General features: G+C 30.0%; 27 protein-coding genes. 17 read left to right on the forward strand and 10 right to left on the reverse strand.

Annotation, left to right across the window (positions count from 1 at the left end):
• Complete coding sequence (locus B3N22_RS23100; protein ID WP_286910979.1) at positions 1 to 1,272, forward strand: DUF2812 domain-containing protein; 1,272 nt, start codon at positions 1 to 3, stop codon at positions 1,270 to 1,272.
• Positions 1,273 to 1,324: 52 nt separating this feature from the next.
• On the opposite strand, the gene B3N22_RS23105 is transcribed toward B3N22_RS23100, so the two are convergent.
• Positions 1,325 to 1,840, reverse strand: a complete 516-nt coding sequence (locus B3N22_RS23105) for a nitroreductase family protein (protein ID WP_286910981.1) — start codon at positions 1,838 to 1,840, stop codon at positions 1,325 to 1,327.
• A gap of 549 nt (positions 1,841 to 2,389) precedes the next feature.
• On the opposite strand from B3N22_RS23105, the gene B3N22_RS23110 reads away from it, so the two are divergent.
• From B3N22_RS23110 to B3N22_RS23140, 7 genes are all read left to right on the forward strand, one after another.
• Positions 2,390 to 2,770 (forward strand): DUF2500 domain-containing protein, encoded by a 381-nt coding sequence (locus B3N22_RS23110; RefSeq protein WP_349676659.1) that lies wholly within the window; start codon positions 2,390 to 2,392, stop codon positions 2,768 to 2,770.
• A gap of 24 nt (positions 2,771 to 2,794) precedes the next feature.
• Positions 2,795 to 3,007 carry a Rossmann-fold NAD(P)-binding domain-containing protein gene (locus tag B3N22_RS23115; protein WP_286910983.1) on the forward strand — a complete coding sequence of 71 codons (213 nt, stop codon included), beginning with the start codon at positions 2,795 to 2,797 and terminating at the stop codon, positions 3,005 to 3,007.
• A gap of 50 nt (positions 3,008 to 3,057) precedes the next feature.
• Complete coding sequence (locus B3N22_RS23120; RefSeq protein WP_286910985.1) at positions 3,058 to 3,327, forward strand: hypothetical protein; 270 nt, start codon at positions 3,058 to 3,060, stop codon at positions 3,325 to 3,327.
• Between the two features lie 182 nt (positions 3,328 to 3,509).
• Positions 3,510 to 4,889 carry an FAD-binding oxidoreductase gene (locus B3N22_RS23125; RefSeq protein WP_286910987.1) on the forward strand — a complete coding sequence of 460 codons (1,380 nt, stop codon included), beginning with the start codon at positions 3,510 to 3,512 and terminating at the stop codon, positions 4,887 to 4,889.
• Positions 4,890 to 5,048: 159 nt separating this feature from the next.
• A complete protein-coding gene (locus tag B3N22_RS23130) occupies positions 5,049 to 6,419 on the forward strand; it encodes a glycoside hydrolase family 1 protein (protein ID WP_286910989.1) in 1,371 nt (456 codons plus the stop codon).
• A 33-nt stretch (positions 6,420 to 6,452) separates the two neighbouring features.
• Positions 6,453 to 6,755, forward strand: a complete 303-nt coding sequence (locus tag B3N22_RS23135) for a Dabb family protein (protein ID WP_286910991.1) — start codon at positions 6,453 to 6,455, stop codon at positions 6,753 to 6,755.
• A gap of 70 nt (positions 6,756 to 6,825) precedes the next feature.
• A complete protein-coding gene (locus B3N22_RS23140; protein ID WP_286910993.1) occupies positions 6,826 to 7,404 on the forward strand; it encodes an NUDIX hydrolase in 579 nt (192 codons plus the stop codon).
• A 2-nt stretch (positions 7,405 to 7,406) separates the two neighbouring features.
• Here B3N22_RS23140 and B3N22_RS23145 read toward each other — a convergent pair whose 3' ends face one another.
• The 3 genes from B3N22_RS23145 to B3N22_RS23155 are packed head-to-tail and all read right to left on the reverse strand — an operon-like array spanning position 7,407 to position 9,179.
• Positions 7,407 to 7,943: a YcxB family protein gene (locus B3N22_RS23145; protein WP_286910995.1), complete on the reverse strand. Its 537-nt coding sequence runs from the start codon at positions 7,941 to 7,943 to the stop codon at positions 7,407 to 7,409.
• An 11-nt stretch (positions 7,944 to 7,954) separates the two neighbouring features.
• A complete protein-coding gene (locus B3N22_RS23150; RefSeq protein ID WP_286910997.1) occupies positions 7,955 to 8,464 on the reverse strand; it encodes a YcxB family protein in 510 nt (169 codons plus the stop codon).
• Positions 8,465 to 8,492: 28 nt separating this feature from the next.
• Positions 8,493 to 9,179: a hypothetical protein gene (locus B3N22_RS23155; protein ID WP_286910999.1), complete on the reverse strand. Its 687-nt coding sequence runs from the start codon at positions 9,177 to 9,179 to the stop codon at positions 8,493 to 8,495.
• 323 nt (positions 9,180 to 9,502) lie between these two features.
• Between B3N22_RS23155 and B3N22_RS23160 the strand changes: the two genes are divergently transcribed.
• Positions 9,503 to 9,895, forward strand: coding sequence for a hypothetical protein (locus tag B3N22_RS23160; protein ID WP_286911001.1), 393 nt, complete (start codon positions 9,503 to 9,505; stop codon positions 9,893 to 9,895).
• A gap of 459 nt (positions 9,896 to 10,354) precedes the next feature.
• Here the strand turns inward: B3N22_RS23160 and B3N22_RS23165 are convergent, their stop codons facing one another.
• The gene (locus tag B3N22_RS23165; RefSeq protein WP_286911003.1) at positions 10,355 to 10,579 is read right to left on the reverse strand and encodes a BhlA/UviB family holin-like peptide; all 225 of its coding nucleotides are present in this window, start codon (positions 10,577 to 10,579) and stop codon (positions 10,355 to 10,357) included.
• 21 nt (positions 10,580 to 10,600) lie between these two features.
• Positions 10,601 to 11,104, reverse strand: coding sequence for an RNA polymerase sigma factor (locus B3N22_RS23170; protein ID WP_286911004.1), 504 nt, complete (start codon positions 11,102 to 11,104; stop codon positions 10,601 to 10,603).
• Positions 11,105 to 11,422: 318 nt separating this feature from the next.
• Between B3N22_RS23170 and B3N22_RS23175 the strand changes: the two genes are divergently transcribed.
• A complete protein-coding gene (locus B3N22_RS23175) occupies positions 11,423 to 13,762 on the forward strand; it encodes a peptidoglycan-binding protein (RefSeq protein WP_286911006.1) in 2,340 nt (779 codons plus the stop codon).
• Positions 13,763 to 13,839: 77 nt separating this feature from the next.
• Here the strand turns inward: B3N22_RS23175 and B3N22_RS23180 are convergent, their stop codons facing one another.
• From B3N22_RS23180 to B3N22_RS23190, 3 genes are read right to left on the reverse strand one after another with little or no spacing between them, the layout of a single operon-like run.
• On the reverse strand, positions 13,840 to 14,358 hold the full coding sequence (locus tag B3N22_RS23180; RefSeq protein WP_286911008.1) for a YcxB family protein: 519 nt from the start codon (positions 14,356 to 14,358) through the stop codon (positions 13,840 to 13,842).
• Between the two features lie 18 nt (positions 14,359 to 14,376).
• Positions 14,377 to 14,880: a YcxB family protein gene (locus B3N22_RS23185; protein ID WP_286911010.1), complete on the reverse strand. Its 504-nt coding sequence runs from the start codon at positions 14,878 to 14,880 to the stop codon at positions 14,377 to 14,379.
• Positions 14,881 to 14,908: 28 nt separating this feature from the next.
• Positions 14,909 to 15,655, reverse strand: coding sequence for a hypothetical protein (locus B3N22_RS23190; protein ID WP_286911012.1), 747 nt, complete (start codon positions 15,653 to 15,655; stop codon positions 14,909 to 14,911).
• Between the two features lie 190 nt (positions 15,656 to 15,845).
• On the opposite strand from B3N22_RS23190, the gene B3N22_RS23195 reads away from it, so the two are divergent.
• From B3N22_RS23195 to B3N22_RS23210, 4 genes are all read left to right on the forward strand, one after another.
• Complete coding sequence (locus tag B3N22_RS23195; RefSeq protein ID WP_286911014.1) at positions 15,846 to 16,379, forward strand: hypothetical protein; 534 nt, start codon at positions 15,846 to 15,848, stop codon at positions 16,377 to 16,379.
• A 538-nt stretch (positions 16,380 to 16,917) separates the two neighbouring features.
• Positions 16,918 to 17,715, forward strand: a complete 798-nt coding sequence (locus B3N22_RS23200) for a M55 family metallopeptidase (RefSeq protein WP_286911016.1) — start codon at positions 16,918 to 16,920, stop codon at positions 17,713 to 17,715.
• Positions 17,716 to 17,724: 9 nt separating this feature from the next.
• Positions 17,725 to 18,504, forward strand: a complete 780-nt coding sequence (locus B3N22_RS23205; protein WP_286911018.1) for an aminoglycoside adenylyltransferase domain-containing protein — start codon at positions 17,725 to 17,727, stop codon at positions 18,502 to 18,504.
• Positions 18,497 to 18,883: a VOC family protein gene (locus B3N22_RS23210; RefSeq protein ID WP_286911020.1), complete on the forward strand. Its 387-nt coding sequence runs from the start codon at positions 18,497 to 18,499 to the stop codon at positions 18,881 to 18,883. The genes B3N22_RS23205 and B3N22_RS23210 overlap by 8 nt, the downstream gene beginning before the upstream one ends.
• Before the next feature lie 45 nt (positions 18,884 to 18,928).
• Here B3N22_RS23210 and B3N22_RS23215 read toward each other — a convergent pair whose 3' ends face one another.
• Complete coding sequence (locus tag B3N22_RS23215) at positions 18,929 to 19,576, reverse strand: YczE/YyaS/YitT family protein (protein ID WP_286911022.1); 648 nt, start codon at positions 19,574 to 19,576, stop codon at positions 18,929 to 18,931.
• Between the two features lie 563 nt (positions 19,577 to 20,139).
• On the opposite strand from B3N22_RS23215, the gene B3N22_RS23220 reads away from it, so the two are divergent.
• The 3 genes from B3N22_RS23220 to B3N22_RS23230 all read left to right on the forward strand — a co-directional run bounded on the left by B3N22_RS23220 (position 20,140) and on the right by B3N22_RS23230 (position 23,526).
• The gene (locus B3N22_RS23220; protein WP_286911024.1) at positions 20,140 to 20,934 is read left to right on the forward strand and encodes a YdcF family protein; all 795 of its coding nucleotides are present in this window, start codon (positions 20,140 to 20,142) and stop codon (positions 20,932 to 20,934) included.
• Between the two features lie 34 nt (positions 20,935 to 20,968).
• Positions 20,969 to 21,472: an AAA family ATPase gene (locus tag B3N22_RS23225; protein ID WP_286911026.1), complete on the forward strand. Its 504-nt coding sequence runs from the start codon at positions 20,969 to 20,971 to the stop codon at positions 21,470 to 21,472.
• A 272-nt stretch (positions 21,473 to 21,744) separates the two neighbouring features.
• Positions 21,745 to 23,526 carry a helicase-related protein gene (locus B3N22_RS23230; protein ID WP_286911028.1) on the forward strand — a complete coding sequence of 594 codons (1,782 nt, stop codon included), beginning with the start codon at positions 21,745 to 21,747 and terminating at the stop codon, positions 23,524 to 23,526.
• Positions 23,527 to 23,547 lie beyond the last annotated feature (21 nt).

Genomic DNA, 23,547 nt, shown 5'->3' on the forward strand with positions numbered 1-23,547 from the left:
ATGAAGGAGATAAAGACAAGGTATTTTACTTTTGAGCCTTATGAATGTTTAGCTGTAGAAGAATACCTAGAGATGATGGCAAAACAAGGATGGTTATTAGATACAATAAACAGACCATTTTTTAGATTTAAAAGAATAGAGCCTCAAAACTTAAGATTTTATGTAGATATACCTAATGTGAGGGAAGATAGACTTGGCGATTATATAGAGTATTGTAAAGCTGCTGGGTGGAGATATTTAGATAAACTAGAGAGCAATTTTATATTTTATGCAGAGGATAATGATAAGACAATAGACATTCATACAGACCAAAATGAAAAGTTTAGGGTGGTTTCTAAAATGTCCTTATCAAATATTGTTCTAAAAATAATACTAATATTGATGTGTGCTTATTGGGTTTATATGAGTTTATTTATAAGTTCACCAGATGATTTTTTAGCTTCTAATTTATCGATAATAACCTTTTTAGCAATAAGTGTTGGAGGAATTAGCAGTACTATTAAAGTAATTAACTTTTTCTTATGGAGAGTAAAAGCAAAAAGAAGTTTAAGCAAAAATGAATTTATGCCTTACAATAATTATAAACAGTTAAAAAGGAAAAATATACTTTCTAACCTAGGTGCTTTTGGTATAATTTTCTTTAGCTTTTTAGCTGTTATTAATGAAAATATACACAATACAAAAGCCCTATCTATATTTTTTATATCACTAGTAGTATTTGGGATATTTATGGGAGGTATTATATACCTTTTTAACTCCCCAAAATATTATAAGTATTCTAATGGAATATTGATTTTAGGATATTCAGTGGCATTTGTTTATATTATAGGAGCAACAATTTCTTTAAGTTTTTTTTCCACCGTTGATAAATTCACTGGGGTAAAACAGGTTAAAATGAGCATTGAGGATTTTGGATATAAACAAGAGAAAGATCCATTTAACGTTTATGATAAAAGTATAATAGCTGATAGAGTAGATTATAGTTATTATGGGGATGAAAATAGTTTTAGTTATACATCCTTTAAAAGCAAATCTTTCGTAGTAATTAAGTTTCAAGAGGTAACACTTTTAAGAAGACTGAAAGGTTACGGAAGTGATTTAGAATTAAAGAAAACTAAACTTCCTGAAAACATTAGAGTTTATAGTGATGATGAGAAAAAATCATATGTTGTGGTGTCAGAAGATAGAGTAATAGATACAAGAAAAGAAATGGACAACATTAATGAAGATGAATTTCTAGATAAGATTTATGAAAAGTTAATATTAGAATAAAGATAAAAAGCTCTTGCAAATTAAAGTGAATTTGCAAGAGCTTTTAATTAATCTAGTAATCTTTATTTCCCCAAGTTTCAAAGTGGATATTGTCCTCATTAAACCTGTTAGTTGTAGCTCTATTTTCATCAGGATACCCTATAGAAATAACAGCCAAAGGAGTAATACTTTCTGGAAGATTAAAAATTTTCTTTAAGCCGTTAACTCTGCCTTCTTCAGGATAAATTCCAAGCCAAACTCCACCAAGACCAATTTCCTCAGCTCTTAAAAGTATGTTTTCTGTAGCAGCAGAACAATCTTGAACCCAATATCCAGGGAACTTTTCTTTATCCTTATTACCACATACTATTATTGCAACAGAAGCTGTTTTTAGAGGAGTAGAATATTTACTAATCTTCATGATTTCTTCAAAGGTATCTTTATTTCTAACTACTATGAAATCCCAAGGCTGAGAATTGCCAGCAGAAGGAGCAGCCATAGCAGCTTTTAATAAATCTTTAACTTGGTCGTCACTTACCTGTTCATTAGTATATTTTCTAATACTTTTTCTGTTATAAATTATACTCATGGATAAATCTCCTTTTTAAATAGATTATTTATTTTATGTTATCATATGGGGATATTTAGCTCAAATATGATTATTTCTACTTTTTATTTCGTTAGAACTAGTTTTTATATCTAGAGGTAAATCTATTCCTAGAGCATTAATAATTTTAACGAAGTCTCTGCGAGACTTCTACAGTAATATAAAACTAATGAATTTAATGAAATTCTTCGAATTTCTACAGCAATATGGTGCACTACTATTCGGTAGAAGCGGTTCTCAGCTTCAGTCTAATCCTTTTTTGTGTGTAAAAAACTAATGAATTTAATGCAGCTACTTAAAAGGATTCTAATGAAGATCTACGATCTTCTACAGGGCATAAGTGCGTAGCATGCTACAGGATTAATAAACTAATGAATCAATGAGTAATATAAAACGAATGAATCTAATGCAGTCACTGCGTGACGTGCTACAGCAATATGGTTAAAAGGAATTTAATGCAACCACTACGTGGTATGCTACAGCAATATGGTGTATAATTTAGTTAATATATACAGTTTTGGGGAGGTAAATATGATGAATGGATTTGGAATGTTTAATTTAATGTCATTTATATTTCCGTTATTCTTTTTAGTGTTTTTTGGGTTACTTATTTTTAGCGTTGTTAGAGGTGTTAAACAGTGGAGTTATAATAATAAGCAACCTATAATTCCAGTTCAAGCAACTATAGTTTCAAAGAGGATGTCAGTAAGTCATCATAATCATCATGATCCAAATAATAATATGAATTCAACTTCGACTTCAACCACCTATTATATTACTTTTGAGTTTTCAAATGGAGAGAGAGTTGAGTTTGTAGTTTCAGGCTATGATTATGGAATGATGGTTGAGGGAGATAAAGGAACGTTAACTTTTCAAGGTACTAGATTTAAAGGGTTTATTAGGGAATTTTAGACGTAGAAGCAGAAGGAGGACTTTATGAAATTATTAGTTTTAGGGGGAAGTGAGTTTGTAAGTGAAGCTTTATCAAAATATCTTATATCTAAGGGATATATTGTTGATATATTGACAAGAGGAATAAAAGGGCTAAGTTATAGTGGTTATAATAAGCACATTAAGTGTGATAGAAAAGATTCACTACTATTCGGTAGAAGCGGTTCTCAGCTTCAGTCTAATCCTTTTTTTGTGTAATAAACTAATGAATTTAATGCAGCTACTGCGTAGCATGCTACAGAAATAAGGTGTATATCAATATTTGTGGAGAAGTAATAGGAGAATTACCTATAATTAAAGAGGTACATAGTTCAAAATCTATACAGGAGGTTAGAACCTATTTTCCATTTAGGAATACAACTTATACTCTAAGTATAGACAAGTTAAAAAGTAGTAGACTCCATGTACCTAAGATAGGATTAAAAGAAGGACTTGAGAAAACTTACAGATGGTACAAAGAGAATGATATTAAATTGGAAGATAAAAAGATGATTAATGTTGATAATTTATTAGAATAAATTTTATTGAAAAAGTTCTACTTCTTTAAGAGATGGAGAGCTTTTTTATTTTTAAAAAATTTAATTGGTATCAAAAGTAAGTCTAGGAATTAATTTTATGCACTTAAATTGAGTGCAATGTGATAATATAGATACATATAAAAAATAATTTGTACATATAAAACAATTTAGAAGGTGAAAAAATGATTGATATAAATTATGAAGGATTAACAGGAAAAGTTGTAACTAATAAGAGTACTTCTTATGATAAGGATAGACAAGCTTGGAATAGGGCAATAGAAAAGCATCCACTAGTAATTGTCTATTGTTACGAGAAGGAAGATGTTATAAATGCAGTAAGATGGGCTAGAGAAAAGTCCCTAGATATAAGAATAAGATCAGGAGCACATCATTATGAAGGGTATTCAACTGGGGATGGTGTAGTAGTTATTGACGTCAGCAAAATGCAAGAGATAAGTATAGATGAAGAAAATAAGCTTGTAAAAATAGCTGGTGGCGTTAGAAATAGAGAGATATATGAAACATTAGGAGAGAAAGAATATCCTTTTCCAGGGGGAGGATGTCCTACAGTTGGAGTTACTGGTTTAGTTTTAGGTGGAGGCTGGGGATATTCTAGCAGACTTTTTGGATTAGCTTCTGATAGTTTAATTGAACTAGAGATGGTTGATTATAAGGGAGATTTAATAATTGCAAATGAACCTATAAATGAAGATTTATTTTGGGCTTGCAGAGGTGGAGGTGGCGGAAATTTTGGAATAGTTGTCAGCATGACCTTTGCACTTTCAGAAAAAAGAAAGATGACCACCCTAATAAATATAGAGTATTTACATATAACAAAAGAAGAAAATATAAAGATTATTGAGGTTTTGCAAAACTCATTTAAAACTTGGGGAAGAAATATCAATATAAAAACAGCCATATATAACTCTAAAGAAAAAGGAAGAGGAGTAAAAATCACAGGTTTGATGCATGGAAGTCTAGAAGAGGCAAACATAGCATTAAAGGATTTTAAAAATATTTCAGATAAAGCTATTTTTAAGTTAGAATATATGCCTTTATTAGAAGCAAATAGAGTAATACAGGATAGTCATCCTGATTTTGAAAAATACAAGTCTACAGGAAGATTTGTTTATAAAGATTATAGCAGAGAAGAGATTGAAAAAATCATAGAAACTGTTGAGAATGTAGCAGAAGGTTCAACTTATGCGGCTATTTCCTTTTATGGGTTAGGTGGAGCTGTAGAAGATAAAGATAAACAAAGCACAGCATTTTATTATAGAGATGCAAAGTTTATAATGGGAATTCAATCCGTTTGGGAAGAAGATAAGTATTCAGAGGAAAATAAGAGTTGGATCATAGATAGGTTTGAATTCATAAAAACTATAACAGAAGGTTCATATATTAACTTTCCTCTTGGAGAGCTTGAGGATTATGAAACAGAATATTATGGAGAGAATAAGTACAAGCTTAAGGAAGTAAAGGCGAAATATGATCCATATAATATATTTAGTTTTAAGCAGGGAATAAAAATAGAAAAAGAGCAGTTATTAAATTGTATGTAGAGATACGTAATTTAGCATCAACTTTAAGAGTTGGTGCTTTTGTTTTATAGTCAAAAGATTTTCAAATTATGAAACTTTGAGTTTTATTATAGTGATAATTAAAGCATAATGGTAAAATTTATATTAAGGGTAATAATATATTCAAAGGAGATGAAGGGAATGACAAAAGAAACAAAGAATATAATTCCAGAGAACTTTATGTGGGGAGGGGCAGTTACATCTTTTCAGAGTGAAGGAGCTTGGAATGAAGGTGGAAAAGGGGTATCTATAGTAGATACCAGAGAGATTAAGGAAGGCTTTTCTGATTGGAAAGTAGCAGTTGATTTTTACCACAAATATAAAGAAGACATAGCACTTTTTAAGGAATTAGGTATAAATACTTATCGTACCAGCATTTCTTGGAGCAGAATATTTCCAGAAGGTGAAGGAGACGTTAACGAAGAAGGAATAGAATTTTATAATAAAATATTTGATGAGTTGTTGGCAAATGGAATACAACCTGTTATAACTTTATACCATTTTGATATTCCAAAAGCTTTAGCAGATAAATATAATGGTTTTGCATCAAGGAAAGTTGTAGATTTGTTTGAAAACTACGCTAGAACAGTATTTGAAAGATTTAAAGATAAGGTTAAATATTGGATTACTTTTAATGAGCAAAACCTAGTTCTTATGCATTTACAAGCATGGGGAGCTGCTCCTAAAGAAGGAGATAACATAGAAGAGTTTTCTTTTCAAGTGTGTCATAATGTTTTTATAGCTCATGCAAAAGCAACTAAAGCACTTCATGAAATTATACCAGATGGTAAAATGGGTGGAATGGTTACATATTTAACTATGTATCCAAATAGCTTCAAGCCAGAGGATGCCTTAGCTACATTAAAGGCTAAGGAATTATTTAATGATTTATATTTTGATGTTTTTGCAAATGGAGAATATCCATCTTACGTAACTAGTAATTTAAAAAAGAAAAACATAATGCCTGTATTTGAAGTTGGTGATGAAGAGCTATTAAAAGAAAATACTGTTGATTATTTAACTTTTAGCTATTATCAAAGTCAAACTGTTAAGTTTGTTGGAGAAAGCCCAGAAGAAGCAGTGAAAGGTATGGTACCAAATCCAACCCTAAAAGCAAATGAATGGGGATGGTCTATAGATCCTATAGGAATTAGAGTAGCATTAAAAGAAATATATGCACGATATAGAATGCCTATATTTATCACTGAAAATGGAATTGGAGTTAGGGAAGAATTAAATGAAAACAATACTGTAGAAGATGATTATAGAATAGATTATTTAAAGGCTCATATTGAACAAATGAAAATTGCAATGGAAGAGGGCGTAGAGGTTATGGGATATCTAATGTGGGGATGTACAGATATACTAAGCTCTCAAGGAGAAATGAAAAAGAGATATGGAGTCATTTTTGTAAACCGTGATGAAACAGATTTAAGAGACTTAAAAAGGTATAAGAAAAAGAGCTTTAACTGGTTTAAGAAAGTTATAGAAAGTAATGGAGAAATTCTGTAGTTCTGCTAAAATAATAAGTAGAGGTGATATAAAATGATAAAACATATAGTAACTTGGAAATTAAAAGAGGAAGCTGAAGGAAACACTAAGGTAGAAAATTCTAAAAAGATAAAAGAGATTCTTGAGGCTTTAGATGGAAAGATAGAGACACTAAAGGCTATTGAAGTTGGAATTAATTTTAATGATAGTACTCAAGCTTATGATGTAGTTTTATACTCTGAGTTTGATACTGTAGAAGGACTAAACATTTATCAAAATCATCCAGAGCACGTTAAGGCTGGTACCTTTATAAAAGCAGTTGTAACTGATAGAATAGTTGTAGATTATGAAGTATAATTAATTATAAGAGCACGATAGTTTAAAAGCTAAGTGCTCTTTAATTTATATCAGAATTAAGGAGAAAGTTATGAGATTTATTGAGGATATAAAAAACTATAAACCCTACAATGAACAAGAAGAAAAAGATAAAAAGTTAGTAGAATATTATATAGATAATTTTAAAGACATTCTTACAAGAGAAAATGAATTAGCTCACTTAACAAGTTCAGCTTTTATACTAAATAAAGATAAAAGTAAAGTTCTTATGATTTATCATAACATTTATGATTCGTGGGCATGGACAGGTGGTCATGCAGATGGTGAAGAAGACTTGTTAGTAGTAGCGCTAAAAGAAGCAAAAGAAGAGACTGGAATTAAAAAGGTAACACCTATAACTTCAGATATATTTTCTCTAGAAATTTTACCTGTAGCAGGTCATTATAAAAGAGGAAAGTATGTATCTGCTCATCTTCATTTATCGGTTACCTACTTATTAGAAGCAGATGAAAATGACGAACTTTTTATAAAACCTGATGAAAACAGTGGAGTAAAATGGATTCCTATAGATGAGGTGGTTAAGGTATCTAATGAACCTCATATGAGAGTGATTTATGAGAAGATAATTTCTAAGATAAAGGATGAGTATAAACAAAAAAATGTCAAGTAGCTTTATGGTAAGTTACTTGCTATTTTATTATTTAAGTAATTTAGAAACGAAGTTTTTTCTTTCTCGTTTAAAAAAGCTGTTAGTGGAATGGGAATTCCATTAGCACCATCTATAAAAATAAAAACATATTTGTTAGTTTCTGAGACTTTATTTATTAATGAGTATTTAATTTTACTTTGGGATTTATTAGTTTTTAAAATAATTTCATTTTCTTCTAGAGATAAAGTAGTTTCTATATCAAAAGTATCTTTGTTACTCTCACTTAATCTTTTTGAGTAATAAATCTTTCTAACAAATCTAAATATAAGGACTAATATAAATGCTTCTACTAGACCTCCTCCTACAAAAATTAATAGATAAAATAAATTACCAGCAAAGTATCGGTTAGTTATAGATAAATATAACCAAAGTGAAAAGGAAATAATTGCTGCTAGGAAAAAAATAGATTTAACACTCTTTTTGTGAAGACTGGAATTACTCCATGAATAAAAATCCATATCCACCAAATGCTTTTTAGTATTTATAAAATTCAATACCATGATAATATCCCCTAATCATATTTTTTATGAGTATTTATATATTGTAAAAAATTATTCAAATCTTCAGAATTGCTAAAAGAATTTTTAGGAACTATTATAACCTTCATAGAATTAAGAAAAATAATAATCTGATTATCTGTAGAGGAAACCTTATCGATAGAGTCCCAATTAATCTTAGTCTCTACATCAACACTATTTTTAAGAATCCCGCTTTCATCTAGTATTAAGGTTTGTTCTGTATCTATAAGTCTACTGTAATTTTTTTCTGCTAGTTTTTTGTAAGTTTTTCTTAGTTGAGCAAAGAAAATCTTAGGATAAACTACAAACCATATTATAGATAAAAATATAGTAAGCGTCATAAATAGAGTATTTGAGCGAAGAATAATTGCAATTAAGAATATTAGCGTAGAACTTATTAAACGTATAGATTGAAAATATCTTTTAGATGATTGTGAGTGATTGAACGCATACAGATTAGTTTCAATAAAATCCTCTTTAGTATTTTTGTATTTTATTTCCATTTATATCATCACCTTTCAATTATAATTTTTAAATAGATTTTAAGGTCTTTATCACAGATGGACGTTCCTTAGACATCTTGATGTAAGATTGAAAGTTGGGCCCTTCAGTGTCTATAGGTAAATCTGTAGGACCACCGATAACATAAGTTATTCCTTTGGATTCGAAATATCTTTTATCCGTGCCTACCCTATCAAAATGATCTTCATTTAAATCAGGACCTTTTTTTAGGATAGCAAACAAGTAGCCTTCGCTAGTATATTGACTATTTTGCAATTTCATAAATACATATATTCCATTATCAGCCTCTTTAATGGTATACTTGTCCTTCCAACTAGCAGGAAAAGTTAAGGAAAAACCAAGATTGTTGTTTGTGTATATCTGGGGTTCAGCGTTTTCAGTTTTAGGAGGAGCAGTTGGAGCTTGAGTAGTAGGTTTGGGAGTTTTAGGGCTTTCAGTAGAAGTATTTTTGTTTGATTCTTTAGGTTTTTCTTCAGAATTTTTATTTTCAGATTGAGTAGTTGAATTATTTTCCTGAGAAGAATTATCTTCTGTTGTAGGCTCTTCTTTTATGCCATTACTATTCTCTTCAGTTATACTCTGTTGAGATTCAGTAGGGTTTTCTGTAACCTCTTTAGGTTTTTCTTTATTACAACCAACAATAGATAAAGTAATAGCTGTAATTATAGCAGCAATAAGTAATTTAGTATTTTTCATAAAAGCTCCTTTCTTTTGTAAGCCAGGTCATAGTGTTTAGCTTCTATAAATTATTATAAAATAACAGGAATTAAAATACAAATTTATGACTATAAACCCAAATGTACTAGCTAGTAACTATTTGGATATTAAATAACTTTATAATAAATGGTATAATATACTAATTAAAGGGGGATTGTTATGTTATATGAATACAAAGTAAATAAAGATTTATCAATGCAAGATGTAGAGAATATATATCTAAAAAGTAAAGTCATAAGGAAAATTACTAGTAACATAGAATTACTAGTAACATAGAATTACTAGTAATTACTAGTGGCATGATGATAATTTTATTTGGTATGCTTGCTATAAATAAATTTAGATGGGGTAATCTATTTTTAATATATATAGGATCTTATATTATATGGCTCTATGTGGTATTAGTTGTTTGTAAGAAATGGAATATTAAACGTCTTGCAAGAAGAATAGAGAGGTATATAGGAACTAACCATAGTATTGATGTTAATGAAAATAAATATACGTATAAATGTCGTGATTTTACCGTGGAATTTTCTAAAGATAAAGTTAGAGAGCTTATAATAGATAAAAATTATATATTGATAGTGTTCTTACCTAAAAAGTTTAGACACTTTTATCTTTTTCTTACTATTATTCCTAAGAATATATTTGAATCAAAAGAAGAATTAGATAGGTTTATAAATACAATTAGTTAGATAAAGTGATTTATTATTAGAAAAAAGGGGCTACGTCACTAAATAATTAGTGAGGTAGCCCCATATTTTTCATGTCTATAATTTTAATAAAAATAAGTTACGTGATATAACTGAATAGGTGAATTTGATGAGACTTGAGGAGAAGTCTCTACAGGGTAGAAGTGTACTGCTATTCGGTAGACACGCACTTCTGCTCTGTAGAAGGCGTTCCTCAGCCTTTATTAGAATCAGTCTATTTCTCAGCGTCAGTCTAATCATTTGGTGATAAAAGTAAGACGAATGAAATAATAAGAAGACTAGGATTATTTAAGAGTATTTTTTACTCTAAATTAAAAAAATGTCCAAAAATCATTAATTATTTGGGTATCCTATCTTTAAAACAGAAGGAGAGCCACGCTTAACTAAAATCCAATGATTTTGTGACAACTCCTTCTTACAATAGAACACTATGAAATTTTATTATTTTTGGTTTATATTTTTTATATCTTTTATATTCTCTTGAATATCATCTAATATATTAAGTTTGTCCGTTAATTTATTTATTATATCTTGATAATTAGTTTCCCTTTCTTCTTGCCTTATATCTCTTTTTTCTTGAGTTTTAACAATATAATATATTAAAATAAAGCTTAATACCGCCCAGATGCCTTGGGTGCTAGCAAGTTTTAAAATTTGTTCCTCCATATAAATTATCCTTTCTATAAACTATGCATATTTTAATTGATCCAAAGCTTTTGTTCTATTTCTATGAACAGCTTGCCTTGAAATATTTAACAATTCACTAATTTCAGTATCTGAAAAACAATATTTATATCTATATATTATTATTTTTCTCTGTGTATCAGTTAAATTAGAAATCATTCCTTCAATATCTGCAGGGAATTCTTGTATATAGGCAATACTGTTATCTAAAATATCATTATCATAGGTTACAAAAGAATAGTTTTCATTTTTTTTATAAAGAGTTATTGACATATTTCTAATACATTTCTTTATATATCCTATTATATATTTATCGGATTCAAAATTACTCAAATCTATTTTAGGCATCAACTTAAATAAATATATTATTAGATCAGTTTCTGCACAATAATAACTCAACTTATATGAGCATAATTTTATATAGGAAGTAAATCTATTTAATATGTCTAAAAATACCTCTTTGTTTCCTTTATTAAATGCTTCAATATCTTCTTTTAAGCCATTCAAAAGTATCTCCCCCTTATTTATCTCACATAGTGTTCTATAAGCAAAAACCCCTAAAGTGAAAAAAATGTAAACTTTCAAGAGGAAATTCTGTAAAAAATTTCATAATAACTAGATAAAAAACAACAGAATATATAGGATATTAAGACTGAAAAGAGAATATACTGAAATATTTGTAGAATTAGACTAACATTTTAATATTATGTCTATGTGTCAAAATTTAAAAAAACTTAAAATATTAGTTTACAAAATAGAGATAAAACCCCTTTTAGTTATTAGATGAGCAATCATCAATAAATTTTAAAAAGGAGTTGTTAAAGTATGTTATTACAAAAAGGAAGCCAAGGAGAAGAGGTTAGATTACTTCAACAAAAGTTGGTATCACTTGGATACAGTGTAGGTAGTGCAGGAGCAGATGGAGATTTTGGACAAGGAACGTATAATGCAGTAGTTAAATTTCAAAGTGATCATGGTTTATTAGTAGATGGCGTTGTTGGAGATGGTACATGGGCAGCAATGAATGGTTCATCAGGTGGAGAGCTTTTAAGAAGTGGTTCTCAAGGAACTAGAGTAAGAGAACTTCAACAAAAGTTAATGAGTAGAGGATATAGTGTAGGTAATGCAGGAGCAGACGGAGATTTTGGGCAAGGAACTTATGAAGCTGTAGTTAAATTTCAAAGAGATAATGCTCTTCTTGTAGATGGAATAGTAGGACCAGCAACCTGGGATGCACTAAATGGATTCTCAAATGGAGAACTATTAAGAGTAGGCTCAAAAGGTGATAGAGTAAAGGATTTACAAGCAAAGCTAATAAGTAGAGGTTATGATTTAGGTAGTGCCGGTGCGGATGGAGACTTCGGACAATCTACTTATATGGCTGTATTAAGATTTCAAAGTGATAATGGATTACTTGTAGACGGAGTAGTGGGACCAGCAACTTGGGATATATTAAATGGATCCTCAAATGATGTACTTTTAAAAGTAGGATCTAAAGGTGACAGAGTGAAAGAATTACAACAAAAATTAATAAATAGAGGATATAATCTTGGAGTTGCAGGAGCAGATGGAGATTTTGGACAAGGAACCTATAATGCAGTAGTACAGTTTCAATCTGCCAATGGATTATCTGCAGATGGAGTAGTAGGACCATTAACATGGGAAATGTTAAATGCATCTCCAACCAATGAGTTCTTAAGACTAGGATCAAGTGGAGAAAGTGTATTTAATCTTCAAGAGAAGTTAATAAGCCTAGGATATAGTGTAGGTAGTGCAGGAGCAGATGGAGATTTTGGACAAGGAACCTATAATGCAGTAGTTAAATTTCAATCAGATAGAGGGTTGTCAGCAGATGGAATAGTAGGGCCAGGCACGTGGAGTGCATTAAATTCTATGTCAAATAGTGAATTCTTGAGAATAGGTTCCAAAGGAGAAAATGTTAGAGTACTACAGCAAAAATTAATAAATAAAGGCTATTCTGTAGGTGCTGCAGGAGCAGATGGAGACTTTGGACAAGGAACCTATAATGCTGTAATTCAATTTCAAGTAGACAATGGATTATCAGCAGATGGTATAGTAGGACCTTCAACTTGGAGTGCATTAAATGGGTATTCTGATTGGAACTCTACAGTTCCAGGGACTTCTGGAGTTAATAAATTTCTAGAAGTAGCAAGGCAAGAATTAGCTAAAGGATTTAAGGAAATTCAGGAAAACATAAATCCTTATGGTGCATGGTATGGTAATAATGGAGCAGAATGGTGTGCAATGTTTGTATCTTGGTGCGCTAATAAGGCAGGGATTATGGGGAGTCTTATTCCAAGATACCAAAACTGTGCATTAGGAGCAAGTTGGTATAAGGTGCGTGGAAGATATAGAACAAGAACATCAGGGTATATTCCAAAACCAGGAGATATAGTATTTTATACAACACTATCTGGATTTTATTATCATACTGGTATTGTAGTACAATCTTCAGGTGGAACAATATCTACAATTGAAGGTAATTTAAATGATTCAGTAACAACAGCTCACCATAGTCTTGATTTTATTGATATAAATGGATATGGAATAAATGGTGGCCCAATTACGAGCATACCATCAAATCAAGCTATTTATAGGCAGCAAAGTGATTTTGGATTCGCGAATCTCCTAGGGGTAGAAATAACTGCTGAAGGAAAAGTACCAATAATAACTAATAATCCTAATTTATCAATGACTTTTGAGTTTTCGTTAGCCAGTATAATTAAGGATGCAAGCGCAACAATAAGTATAAAAAATGGCTCTATGGAAAGTATAAATTGGGGAAATGATTTAAATGATGCCGAAGTGAATTTTATTGAAAGAGAAATAGAATCTATATCAGCTACATTAGGACAATTAGGAGATGTAGAAGTTAAGTTAAAAATCAATAGTATAAGTACTGAGCACTTTAATACAACTTTAGAAATTTCTACAGAAGTTAATTCTAATGTAACAGCAGCACAAGGATTAAATATTGTTTATCGTAAAAATTCTATTATGGATAATGTTGAAGAAACCTTGAAATCAATAGCAGGTAGTACAGCCTTTAAGGTATTTGTGGCAGCAGCAGTTATTATTATTATAGGTGGGGTTATTATATCAGGAAATGGATGGAGCATAGCTCTTATTGCAGCTGCAGCATAAAATTTATTAAAGTTAAATGCTGACCAATTTTTATATTGAGTCAGCATTTAGCTAAGAAATTATAAATATAGAGTATATTAATTTTTATTTAAGTAGTTTAAGAAGATAGTTTTTTCTTGATTATCTCTAAAGGCACTTAAAGGGATAACTAATCCTTCCATTGAACCAGTTAAAACAAATAGATAGTTTTTATCTACGATAATCTTTTTTATTAAAATCAAATTCATTTTAACAACAGAGTACATATTTCGCTTTATAATTTCGGTTTCAGTCAATGTTAATGTGGTTTCTACGTTAAATTCATTTTTGGAGCTTTCTTTTAGACGTCTAAGATAAAATTTTTCAAGTAAAAATAATAGTAGGTATTTTATTGCGAATGCTTCTAATATACCCATGCTTATAAAAAATACAAGAAATAATAAATTTTTTAAATCGAAAGCAATTAAATTTATAGAGAAATAATCTATAGAAAACATTACTATAGCGATAAAAAATATAAAGTTCATAATTATTTTAAAATGCTTTGAACTTTTAATTATATAAATATACATGTAGGCAAAATCATTTTCAGTATTCACATATTTAATTTCCATCATGAGAAAATAATCCTGTAATTAGAGTTTGTGAGTATTTAGATATGTTAAAAACTCACTTAACTCATTTGCACTTTTAAAAGAATCCTTTGGTATGGATATTACTTTCATTGAGTTTAAATAAATCAATAATTGCTTGTCCAAATTAATAATTTCGCCTACTGATGCCCAGTTGTATAAGTTGCTTGAATAATCATTGATTTTAGTAATTCCTTTTTCATTTATTATTAAAGTTTGCTCTGAATAAGTAATTTTTTCATAATCTTTTTTTATTCTTTTTCTAAAGCCTTTTTTTAGTTGGGTAAGAAACAATTTAGGATAAAAGTATATAAAAATAATAGAAAAAATCAATAATAATACTTTATAAAACATACTTACATTAGAAAATAGAGCGTAAAAGCATAAAAGTATTGGAAGAATATAAGTTAGTATCTTTAAAAAGATTATAGAGGCTTTTGAATGTTTAAAAGCATACATATTAGCTTCTACTAAATCCTCTATGTTATTTCTGTATTTAATCTCCATATTTATCATCACCTTTCAATAAAAATTTCTAAAGAGCCTTTAAGGTTTTTGTCACAGCACCACTTTCTCTATACATTTTACGCCAAAGTTCATAACTTGGGTCATCCTCAGGTATAGGAATTCCAGTGGTACTTCCAATAACATAACTAATTCCTTTTGCTTCAAAATATCTTTTCCCATTAGGTATTGTATCGAAATAGTCCTCGTTTAAACCAGAACCTTTCTTAAGAATAGCAAATAATAAGCCATAATAAATATTGTCGCTGTTTGGCGACTTCACAGCTACATATATTCCATTACCATCCTCAGTAACAGTGTATTTATCTTTCCAGCTAGCAGGAAAAGTTAAGGAAAAACCAAAATTGTTATTTGTGTATACAACGGGGGTTGAGTCTTCAGCTTTAGGGGGATTGGCTGGAGCTTGTGGAGTGTTAGGTTTCTCAACCTTAGGAGTATTATTTATCTCTTTAGCTTTACTGGTATTTTTATTGGTTTGGTTATCTGAATTGTTTTTAGGTTTCACTTCAGTTGGTGCATTTGCAGTCTGAACTTTTGTGTTATCTTCTTGAACCACATTGTTTTCTTGGGTTTCATTATTTTCCTTTGGGGTTTCTTCTTTTACATCTTGAGTAGTCTCAGTACTCTCTTCAGATACAACTTCCTGAGATTCTGTAGTATTTTCTAAGGCATCCTTAGGTTTTTCTTTATTGCAACCTACAATAGATAAAGTAAGAGCTGTAATTATAGTTGCAATAAGTAATTTAGTATTTTTCATAAAATCTCCTTTCATTTGCAAGCCAAATAGATAATTCAATTAATTGTTTTGGCTTTATAATTATTATAAAATAACAGGAATTAAAATACAAATTTATAACTATAAACCCAAATGTACTAGCTAGTAACTATTTGGATATTAAATAACTTTATAATAAATGGTATAATATACTAATTAAAGGAGAATTATTATGTTATATGAATACGAAATAAACGAAAATCTATCAATGAAAGATGTAGAGAGAATATACCTAAGAAGTAAAGTGGCAAGAAGCACTTTAAAGAATGTAGGATATCTAATGGATACTATTGGTACTTTGATGCTTTTAGTTCTTATGGTAGCTATAACTAAGTTCATATGGAGTCGTATATGGAATAATGGGATTTTAATAATGCTAGTAATTTATATTATAAGTATGTGTATATTAGCATTTAGTAGTCAGAAATCTGCTATAAAAAATCTTGCAAAAAGAGTAAAAGGCAGAATAGGAACTAACCATAATAGTATTAATATTAACAATAATAATAAATATGTGTATAAGGGTTCTTTTACAGTGGAACTTTCTAAAGAGAAAGTTAGGGAGCTTATAGTAGATAAAAATTGTATATTAATATTCCTATTACCTAGAAAGTTCAAGAGTTTTATTATGGTTCCTATTCTGATTCCTAAGAATATATTTGAATCAAAAGAAGAATTAGATAGGTTTATAAATACAATTAGTTAGATATACTGGTTAATTATTAGGAAAAGGGGCTACGTCACTAAATAATAAGTGACGTAGCCCCATATTTTTCATGTCTATAATTTTAATAAAAATAAAGTTACATGATGTAACTGGGTAGGTGAATTTGATGAGACTTGGGAAAGAGAAAAGTTAAGAGGAATTGATGGAGCTGAGGGGCGCTCCTACAGATTAAAAGTTAACAGGAATCTAATGAGACTTGAGGAGAAGTCTCTACAGGGCAGAAGTGTACAGATTAAAAGTGAGATGAATTTAATGAAACTCTGCGAGTTTCTACAGGGCAGAAGTGCATACTTAATTATCTAATTAGATAAGCAAATAATTAGGTAAGTAGGTAATTGGATAATTAGGTAATTAGATAAGCAAATAATTAAGTAATTAGGTAATTAGATAAACAGATAATTAGGTAAGTAGTTAATTATCTATGCAGTTTAGATGAATGAAATAATAATAATAATAATAGGATTATTTAATTGTGGTAAAATATAGGTAAATTTGAGAGGTTTAGTAGGAGGGAAGTATGAAGATATATATTAGTGCAGATATTGAAGGGGTAACAGGGGTTACTAGTTGGAGTGAAACGGAGAAAGGTCATGGCGATTTTTCAGTTTTTGCAGCTCAGATGACTAAAGAAGTTAAGGCTGCTTGTGAGGGAGCTTATGAAGCTGGTGCAACTGAGATATATGTAAAAGATGCTCATGATAGTGCAAGAAATATTGATATTAATGAGCTACCTGAGTATGTGAAACTTCAAAGTGGATGGGCTGGAGATCCTATGTGTATGGTAAGTGGGTTGGACGAAAGTTTTGATGGAGTTATTTTTATAGGATATCATTCAAGAGCAGGTAGTGGAACTAGTCCTCTTGCACATACTTTAGATACAGGAATGTCCTATATAAAAACAAATGGGGTTTATGCCAGTGAGTTTTTGATTAATGCTTATGCAGCAGCGCTTCATAATGTACCAGTTGTATTTGTAAGTGGAGATAAGGGGCTTATAGATGAGGTTAAACAAACAAATGGAAGTATTAAGACTTTATCAGTTAAAGAAGGCGTGGGACAATGCACTATAAATATTCATCCAAATAAAGCTATAAAAGATATTAAAACTTTAGTTAAGGAAGCCTTAGTGACAGATTATAGTCTATGCAAAATTACTTTGCCAAAAACTTTTAATATAGAACTAGCTTATGAAAGACATGAAAAAGCATATAGAAATTCTTTTTATCCTGGTGCAAAACTTACTGAACCAAGGGTCATTTCTTATACTACAGATAACTATTATGAAGTTTTAAGATTGTTTCATTTCTTAACTTAGGAGAAGTATATGAATATCAATATACCCAAAGAAAGTAAGGAACAAATTAATAAAATACTCGATTTGTGTAAGAGTAAGTTAAAAGAAAATTTAGTTGGGGTTTATTTGCATGGATCATTAGCCATGGGGTGTTTTAACAAAGATAAAAGTGATATAGATATTATAGTAGTAATGAATGAAGCCACAAATGACAAAGATGGGATAATAAAAGAGCTAATGAAAATATCATTGAGGCCATCACCTGTTGAAATAAGCTTTTTGTTAGAGGATAAGCTTAAAAGGCACAGTTTAATTTGTCATTATGATTTGCATTATAGTGAGTATTGGAGAGAAAAGTATACGAATATGTTTCTAGAAAACAAAGAGCTAGGAGGAGATGTTTTAGAAGATGGAGACTTACCTGCTCACATGAGAGTTATTAATGAAAGAGGAATTACTTTATGGGGAAAAGATAAAGATTTGATTTTCCCTAAGATTAGTAATGAAGAATATCTAAAGTCAATACTCGATGATTTTGAAGATGCTTGGGAGGGTTTTTATAAAAAGCCAGAGTACTATATTTTAAATACTTGTAGAATATTAAATTTTCTAGAAACTAATAAAGTAACATCTAAGAGAGAGGCTGGAGAATGGGCTTTAGATATTTTACCAGTTAGATTTAGGGCTATTATAAAGTCAGCATTGGATATTTATGATGGAAGGAAGATGGTTACTAGTTTTAATAATAAGTTAATTGAAAGTTTTTTATCTTATGCCAATGAGAATATTGAGGAGAAAAAATATGTATAAAGAAGCTATGTTTATAATCTATGTTAAAGATCAAGAAAAATCTAAAAAGTCTTATGAGTCACTTTTAAAATTAAGTCCTAGACTGCATGTACCTGGAATGACTGAATTTCAAGTTTCAGAAACAACTGTATTAGGGTTAATGCCAGAAGAAGGTATCGCAAGAATTCTTGGGAGTAAGATAACTCATCCAAAGGAGAGTAATGGTGCATCTAGATGTGAGCTTTATTTATATGTAGATAATCCAGATGAGTATTTGGATGGGTTAGTAGAACTAGGTGGTAAAGAAGTAAGTAAAGGTGAGATAAGAAACTGGGGAGACTATGTATCTTATGGACTAGATTTAGATGGATATGTTGTTGCATTTGCTAAAAGAGATTAGATAATAAAAGGATAAATAGACGTAACTATTTATCCTTTTATTATTTTAAGAATTTGCAAATGATTTTGCGGTATCAAATAAACTGTCATGTTTAACAGCTTTTACGTTAAAGCGTAGTAGTTTAAAAGTATATTGAATAATAAAACCTATTCCAAATACAGATATTATTGTTCCAATACCAACTTTAGCTCCAAGTAACCATCCTATTATTAAAGCAGCCCCTTCAATTCCCCCTCGGATTACCCCTATAGAAAGATTTGGAAGACGCTTGCTAAGAGCAATCATAAGAGAATCTCTTGGACCTGAGCCTAAACCTTGTCCTATATAAAAATAACTTCCAAAAGAGATAACAATTTGTCCAACTAAAAGCATAATTAAACCAAAGAAAAAGTTGTCCATAACAGGAATGATTTTTAAACCTAATAAAATATCTGACATTGCCCCGATTAAAACAGTATTTAGGATGGTTCCTAAACCTATCTTCTCTTTAAGTAATACAATAAATATAAGAATACCCACTCCAGTAAGTATCACAACATTTCCATAAGTAATTCCTGTAATATTAGATACCCCTACACTAAAAGCATCCCAAGGAGCAAGTCCAATATTAGCTTGAATTGTTAGCACTACACCTAAAGCAAATAAAAAAAGTCCCCAAATAAGCTTTAGGATTCTCAAAGATAATTGTTTCATTTTAAAATACCCCCTTGTATTGTCTGATGTCTAGCCACTGTAAATCTCCCATCCTATATTAAGGTGAGAGATAACAGTGGCACGACCCTAGATAAGTTCAACTATACCCACAAGGGGCACAAGTGATTCAGTTGGGATAAAAACTCCAACTGAATCAAGTTTCACTTAATTACAATGATTTTAAGTGATTAAGCGAGGATTGTCAAATTTCACTTGAAATTAGTCTATTTAAGTAGACTACTACTCTTAGATAGATCTTCTAAGCCAAATTAAATTATTATGTTTAATAACCATATAAATGGTTAACTGGAAAACCAGAAATACAGAAATACAGAAAACTGGATATCCAGATATCCAGTTAAATGGGAGAAATAAATACACTAAAGAAATGTACAGAATTTCATCACATTTCTTATTGCAACTATATTGCAGAAGCTTTTGTAGAAATATTTCATTAGATTTATTTTAAGTATTTTATAGAATGGTATTTTGGAAGTCAATTAAATGCACAAAAATATGGTAAAATATTAACAAAAGCAAATATTTTTGGAGGTAATCAACCTATGACTAAGAAAATTACTAAGGAAGTTATTGATTCTTTTAATGAGATAATAAAGTATTTAGCTAAAAGAGATCTTAAAGAAATTTCAAAAGAAGAATTACTTAAAAAATATAATATAGATAAAGTGGATTTATTAATAATATTGGGAAGCGCTATTCCCTATATAGCTGAAGAGGGAGGCATAGCTTACAAAAATAATTTAGCAAAAGAGATGATGATAGTAGGGGGAATAGGACACTCAACTATATATTTAGAAGAGAATATACTCAATAATTTAAAATATGAAGGTATAGAAGTAAAAAATAGAGCAGAAGCAGATATTCTAAAAGATGTTTTAGTTAGAAACTTAGGGATAAAAGAAGCGGATATAATTATTGAAAATAAATCTACTAATTGTGGATCTAATGCCTATGAAGCCTTTAAAGTTATAGAAAAATTAAACAAAAAACCAAAGACAATTTTAATTCTTCAAGATCCAACCATGCAGTTAAGAACAGATGAATGTTTTAAGATGGAATGGAAAGATAAACAAGTAGAGTTTATTAATTATTCCTGCTTTATACCATTAATTAAAGAAGAGAATGGAGTTATGAAGTTTATAGATAATGATATTTATGGACTTTGGGATATGCACAGATTCATTTCTTTAATTATGGGAGAAATACCTAGACTTAAAGATGACGAAAATGGATATGGACCTAAGGGAAAAGGATTTATAGGTCACGTGGATATTCCTAAAGAAGTTTTGGAAGCTTATGAGGTGTTGCTTCCTTATTATAGTGAGTATTTGAGATAAGATTTAATATTATATAAAATAAGGGGTGATGTAAATGAAAAAGAAGCTAATAATCATAAATGGGACTATGGGTGTTGGAAAAAGTACTATTTCAAAAGCTTTATATAAAAATCTTGAGAATTCTGTTTGGCTTGATGGGGATTGGTGCTGGATGATGAACCCTTTTGTAGTCAATGATGAAAATAAGAAGATGGTTGAAGATAACATAGTTTATCTTTTAAGTAATTTTTTAAGGAATTCATCCTTAGAATATGTTGTTTTTAATTGGGTAATCCATGAAGAGAGTATTTTTGAACTATTATTAAATAGACTTAAGGATTTTGATTTTGAGTTATATAAGATAACGCTTATATGTTCAGAGGAAGTTTTGAGAAATAGGATTATTGAGGATTTTAAGAATGGAAGAGGAGATAGAAATTTAGAGAATAGTCTTAAAAGGCTTGAGCTTTATAAAAACATGGATACTATAAAGATAGATACAAGTAATAAGAAGATAGATGAAACTATAGAGAAGATTATAAATATTATAAATCCATAGTTATTTTGAGAGTATTTTTATGATGCTCTTATTTTTATTTCAATAATGTTATAATAAATTATCGAATTTGGTTTTAAGGTATGTATTTTATAAATAAACTTATAATATAAAGTGAAACTTAGCTTCAGAGGGAGTTTTAATCTCCCACTGAAGGTTAGTTGAACTTGTCTAGGGTCGTGCCACTGTTAGCTCCCATTAGTCTGATGGGAATGTTACAGTGGCTAGACATCAGAAAAAAGGGATAATCTCATTTGACGTTAGGGGGCTTGGGCGTGAAAAAGAGTAAGGACAGGGATTTTAAAAAGCTTAAAGAACAGATTAGTAACATTGAAACTATTGCGAGAAATTCCAAAAACAATGCTTTGTGGGAGCAGGAGGCCTCTTTAAGAAAGAAAATAAAGATTTTAAAAGGTATGCAGGATAAAGGTTTTAAAGGGTTTAAGGATGTATATTATAGATATATAGATTTATTTAAGTATGTGTCTGAGAGAATAATAGAAGATTATAATAGAAAAAATGGAACTGAATTTAGTTTTAATAAAATCATTAAGGATGACTATGAAGGATTTATGAAATCTGGGGTGCTGAGTATTTTACTTACGAAGCATATACCTAAGGTTTTGGAAGAAGACTTCAACAGAACTTTTCCTAAGAATCCAAAAGATGAATATAGAGAAACTAGAAAATATAAGAGAAAATTTTATCTTCATTTAGGGGAAACCAATACAGGAAAAACTTATAATGCCATGGAAGCTTTGAAGAAGGCTAATAAGGGGATTTATTTATCTCCCCTGAGAATCTTAGCCCTTGAGAATTATGAAAAGTTAAATAAACAAGGGGTTCCTTGCGACCTTGTAACTGGTGAGGAAGAGGATTTAGTTGAAAATTCTAGACATATAAGCTGCACTATAGAAAAACTTAATATAGATGAGGAATATGATGTAGGTATAATTGATGAGATTCAAATGATTAAGGATGACTTTAGAGGTTTTGCTTGGACTCGCGCAGTTTTGGGACTTAAGGCTAGAGAAGTTCATGTATGTGGGGCTTTTAATGCCAAGAATATATTAGTAAAGATTATTGAAGATTGTGGAGAAGATTATGAAATAATAGAATATGTAAGAGAGATGCCTTTAATAGTTGAAGATAAAGCTTTTAAGCTTAAAAATACATCAGCTGGTGATGGGCTAGTTGTTTTTTCTAAGAAAAAGGTGTTGGAGTTAGCTAGTTATTTTGCCGAAAAAGGTATAAAAGCTAGTCTTATATATGGTGATTTACCTCCAGAGGTAAGAAGAAAGCAATATGAGGAATTTGTAACTGGTGAAAATAGTATTTTGATAACAACTGATGCTATTGGTATGGGTGTTAATCTTCCATTAAAAAGAATTGTGTTTATGGATACTAGGAAGTTTGATGGTAATGAGGTAAGAAGTTTAACATCTCAAGAAATTAAGCAGATAGCAGGAAGAGCAGGTAGAAAAGGTATCTATGATAGAGGGTATGTAGCTGCTTATGGAGAGAGTGGAGAATTTATAAGATATAACTTGGAGACTAAGGATGAGAATATTTATGAAGCTGTTTTGGGTCCCAGTGAGGGGATTGTAAATATAAGAAATATCCCGCTTAAGGATAAGCTTGCCCTTTGGAGTACAAGAGAGGTTGATGGTAGTTTATACAGAAAGATGGATGTTAGTGAATATATAATAAAACTTGAAAATATAAAGACCTATAGATTATCTCAAGAAATAGAGTGGAAGCTTATGAAGATTCCTTTTGATATTAGTGAAAGAGAACTTATGATAACATATTTGAGTTATATAGATGAAATATTTGTATCCAATAAGAAGGAAATAAGTAAACCTAGATATTTTATGAATGATTTAAAGGAGTTAGAGCTTTATTATCAGAGGATAAATATATATTATTCTTTTGGTAAGAATTTTGGGCTGGAAATAGATATAGATTGGATTAAAAAAGAGAGAGTAAAAATAGGAGAGAAAATAAATAGACTTTTAAAGAATATAAGGGAAGAAGCCGAAGATTTAAAATCCTAGGCTTCTTCTATTATTGAGTGT

Origin of the sequence: Clostridium sp. UBA1652, assembly GCF_002320975.1 — a bacterium.
Lineage (GTDB): Bacteria > Bacillota > Clostridia > Clostridiales > Clostridiaceae > Clostridium_T > Clostridium_T intestinale.

Excerpts from the sequence above, each read along its gene's own strand:
- B3N22_RS23165 (WP_286911003.1), bottom strand. The coding sequence starts at position 10,579 with ATGGAGGAACAAATTTTAAAACTTGCTAGCACCCAAGGCATCTGGGCG.
- B3N22_RS23215 (WP_286911022.1), bottom strand. The coding sequence starts at position 19,576 with ATGAAACAATTATCTTTGAGAATCCTAAAGCTTATTTGGGGACTTTTT.
- B3N22_RS23180 (WP_286911008.1), bottom strand. The coding sequence starts at position 14,358 with ATGATGGAAATTAAATATGTGAATACTGAAAATGATTTTGCCTACATG.
- B3N22_RS23145 (WP_286910995.1), bottom strand. The coding sequence starts at position 7,943 with ATGGTATTGAATTTTATAAATACTAAAAAGCATTTGGTGGATATGGAT.
- B3N22_RS23160 (WP_286911001.1), top strand. The coding sequence starts at position 9,503 with ATGATAATTTTATTTGGTATGCTTGCTATAAATAAATTTAGATGGGGT.
- B3N22_RS23125 (WP_286910987.1), top strand. The coding sequence starts at position 3,510 with ATGATTGATATAAATTATGAAGGATTAACAGGAAAAGTTGTAACTAAT.
- B3N22_RS23100 (WP_286910979.1), top strand. The coding sequence starts at position 1 with ATGAAGGAGATAAAGACAAGGTATTTTACTTTTGAGCCTTATGAATGT.
- B3N22_RS23115 (WP_286910983.1), top strand. The coding sequence starts at position 2,795 with ATGAAATTATTAGTTTTAGGGGGAAGTGAGTTTGTAAGTGAAGCTTTA.
- B3N22_RS23205 (WP_286911018.1), top strand. The coding sequence starts at position 17,725 with ATGAATATCAATATACCCAAAGAAAGTAAGGAACAAATTAATAAAATA.
- B3N22_RS23225 (WP_286911026.1), top strand. The coding sequence starts at position 20,969 with ATGAAAAAGAAGCTAATAATCATAAATGGGACTATGGGTGTTGGAAAA.
- B3N22_RS23135 (WP_286910991.1), top strand. The coding sequence starts at position 6,453 with ATGATAAAACATATAGTAACTTGGAAATTAAAAGAGGAAGCTGAAGGA.
- B3N22_RS23110 (WP_349676659.1), top strand. The coding sequence starts at position 2,390 with ATGATGAATGGATTTGGAATGTTTAATTTAATGTCATTTATATTTCCG.
- B3N22_RS23210 (WP_286911020.1), top strand. The coding sequence starts at position 18,497 with ATGTATAAAGAAGCTATGTTTATAATCTATGTTAAAGATCAAGAAAAA.
- B3N22_RS23175 (WP_286911006.1), top strand. The coding sequence starts at position 11,423 with ATGTTATTACAAAAAGGAAGCCAAGGAGAAGAGGTTAGATTACTTCAA.
- B3N22_RS23185 (WP_286911010.1), bottom strand. The coding sequence starts at position 14,880 with ATGGAGATTAAATACAGAAATAACATAGAGGATTTAGTAGAAGCTAAT.
- B3N22_RS23150 (WP_286910997.1), bottom strand. The coding sequence starts at position 8,464 with ATGGAAATAAAATACAAAAATACTAAAGAGGATTTTATTGAAACTAAT.
- B3N22_RS23200 (WP_286911016.1), top strand. The coding sequence starts at position 16,918 with ATGAAGATATATATTAGTGCAGATATTGAAGGGGTAACAGGGGTTACT.
- B3N22_RS23220 (WP_286911024.1), top strand. The coding sequence starts at position 20,140 with ATGACTAAGAAAATTACTAAGGAAGTTATTGATTCTTTTAATGAGATA.
- B3N22_RS23105 (WP_286910981.1), bottom strand. The coding sequence starts at position 1,840 with ATGAGTATAATTTATAACAGAAAAAGTATTAGAAAATATACTAATGAA.
- B3N22_RS23140 (WP_286910993.1), top strand. The coding sequence starts at position 6,826 with ATGAGATTTATTGAGGATATAAAAAACTATAAACCCTACAATGAACAA.
- B3N22_RS23195 (WP_286911014.1), top strand. The coding sequence starts at position 15,846 with ATGTTATATGAATACGAAATAAACGAAAATCTATCAATGAAAGATGTA.
- B3N22_RS23130 (WP_286910989.1), top strand. The coding sequence starts at position 5,049 with ATGACAAAAGAAACAAAGAATATAATTCCAGAGAACTTTATGTGGGGA.
- B3N22_RS23190 (WP_286911012.1), bottom strand. The coding sequence starts at position 15,655 with ATGAAAAATACTAAATTACTTATTGCAACTATAATTACAGCTCTTACT.
- B3N22_RS23155 (WP_286910999.1), bottom strand. The coding sequence starts at position 9,179 with ATGAAAAATACTAAATTACTTATTGCTGCTATAATTACAGCTATTACT.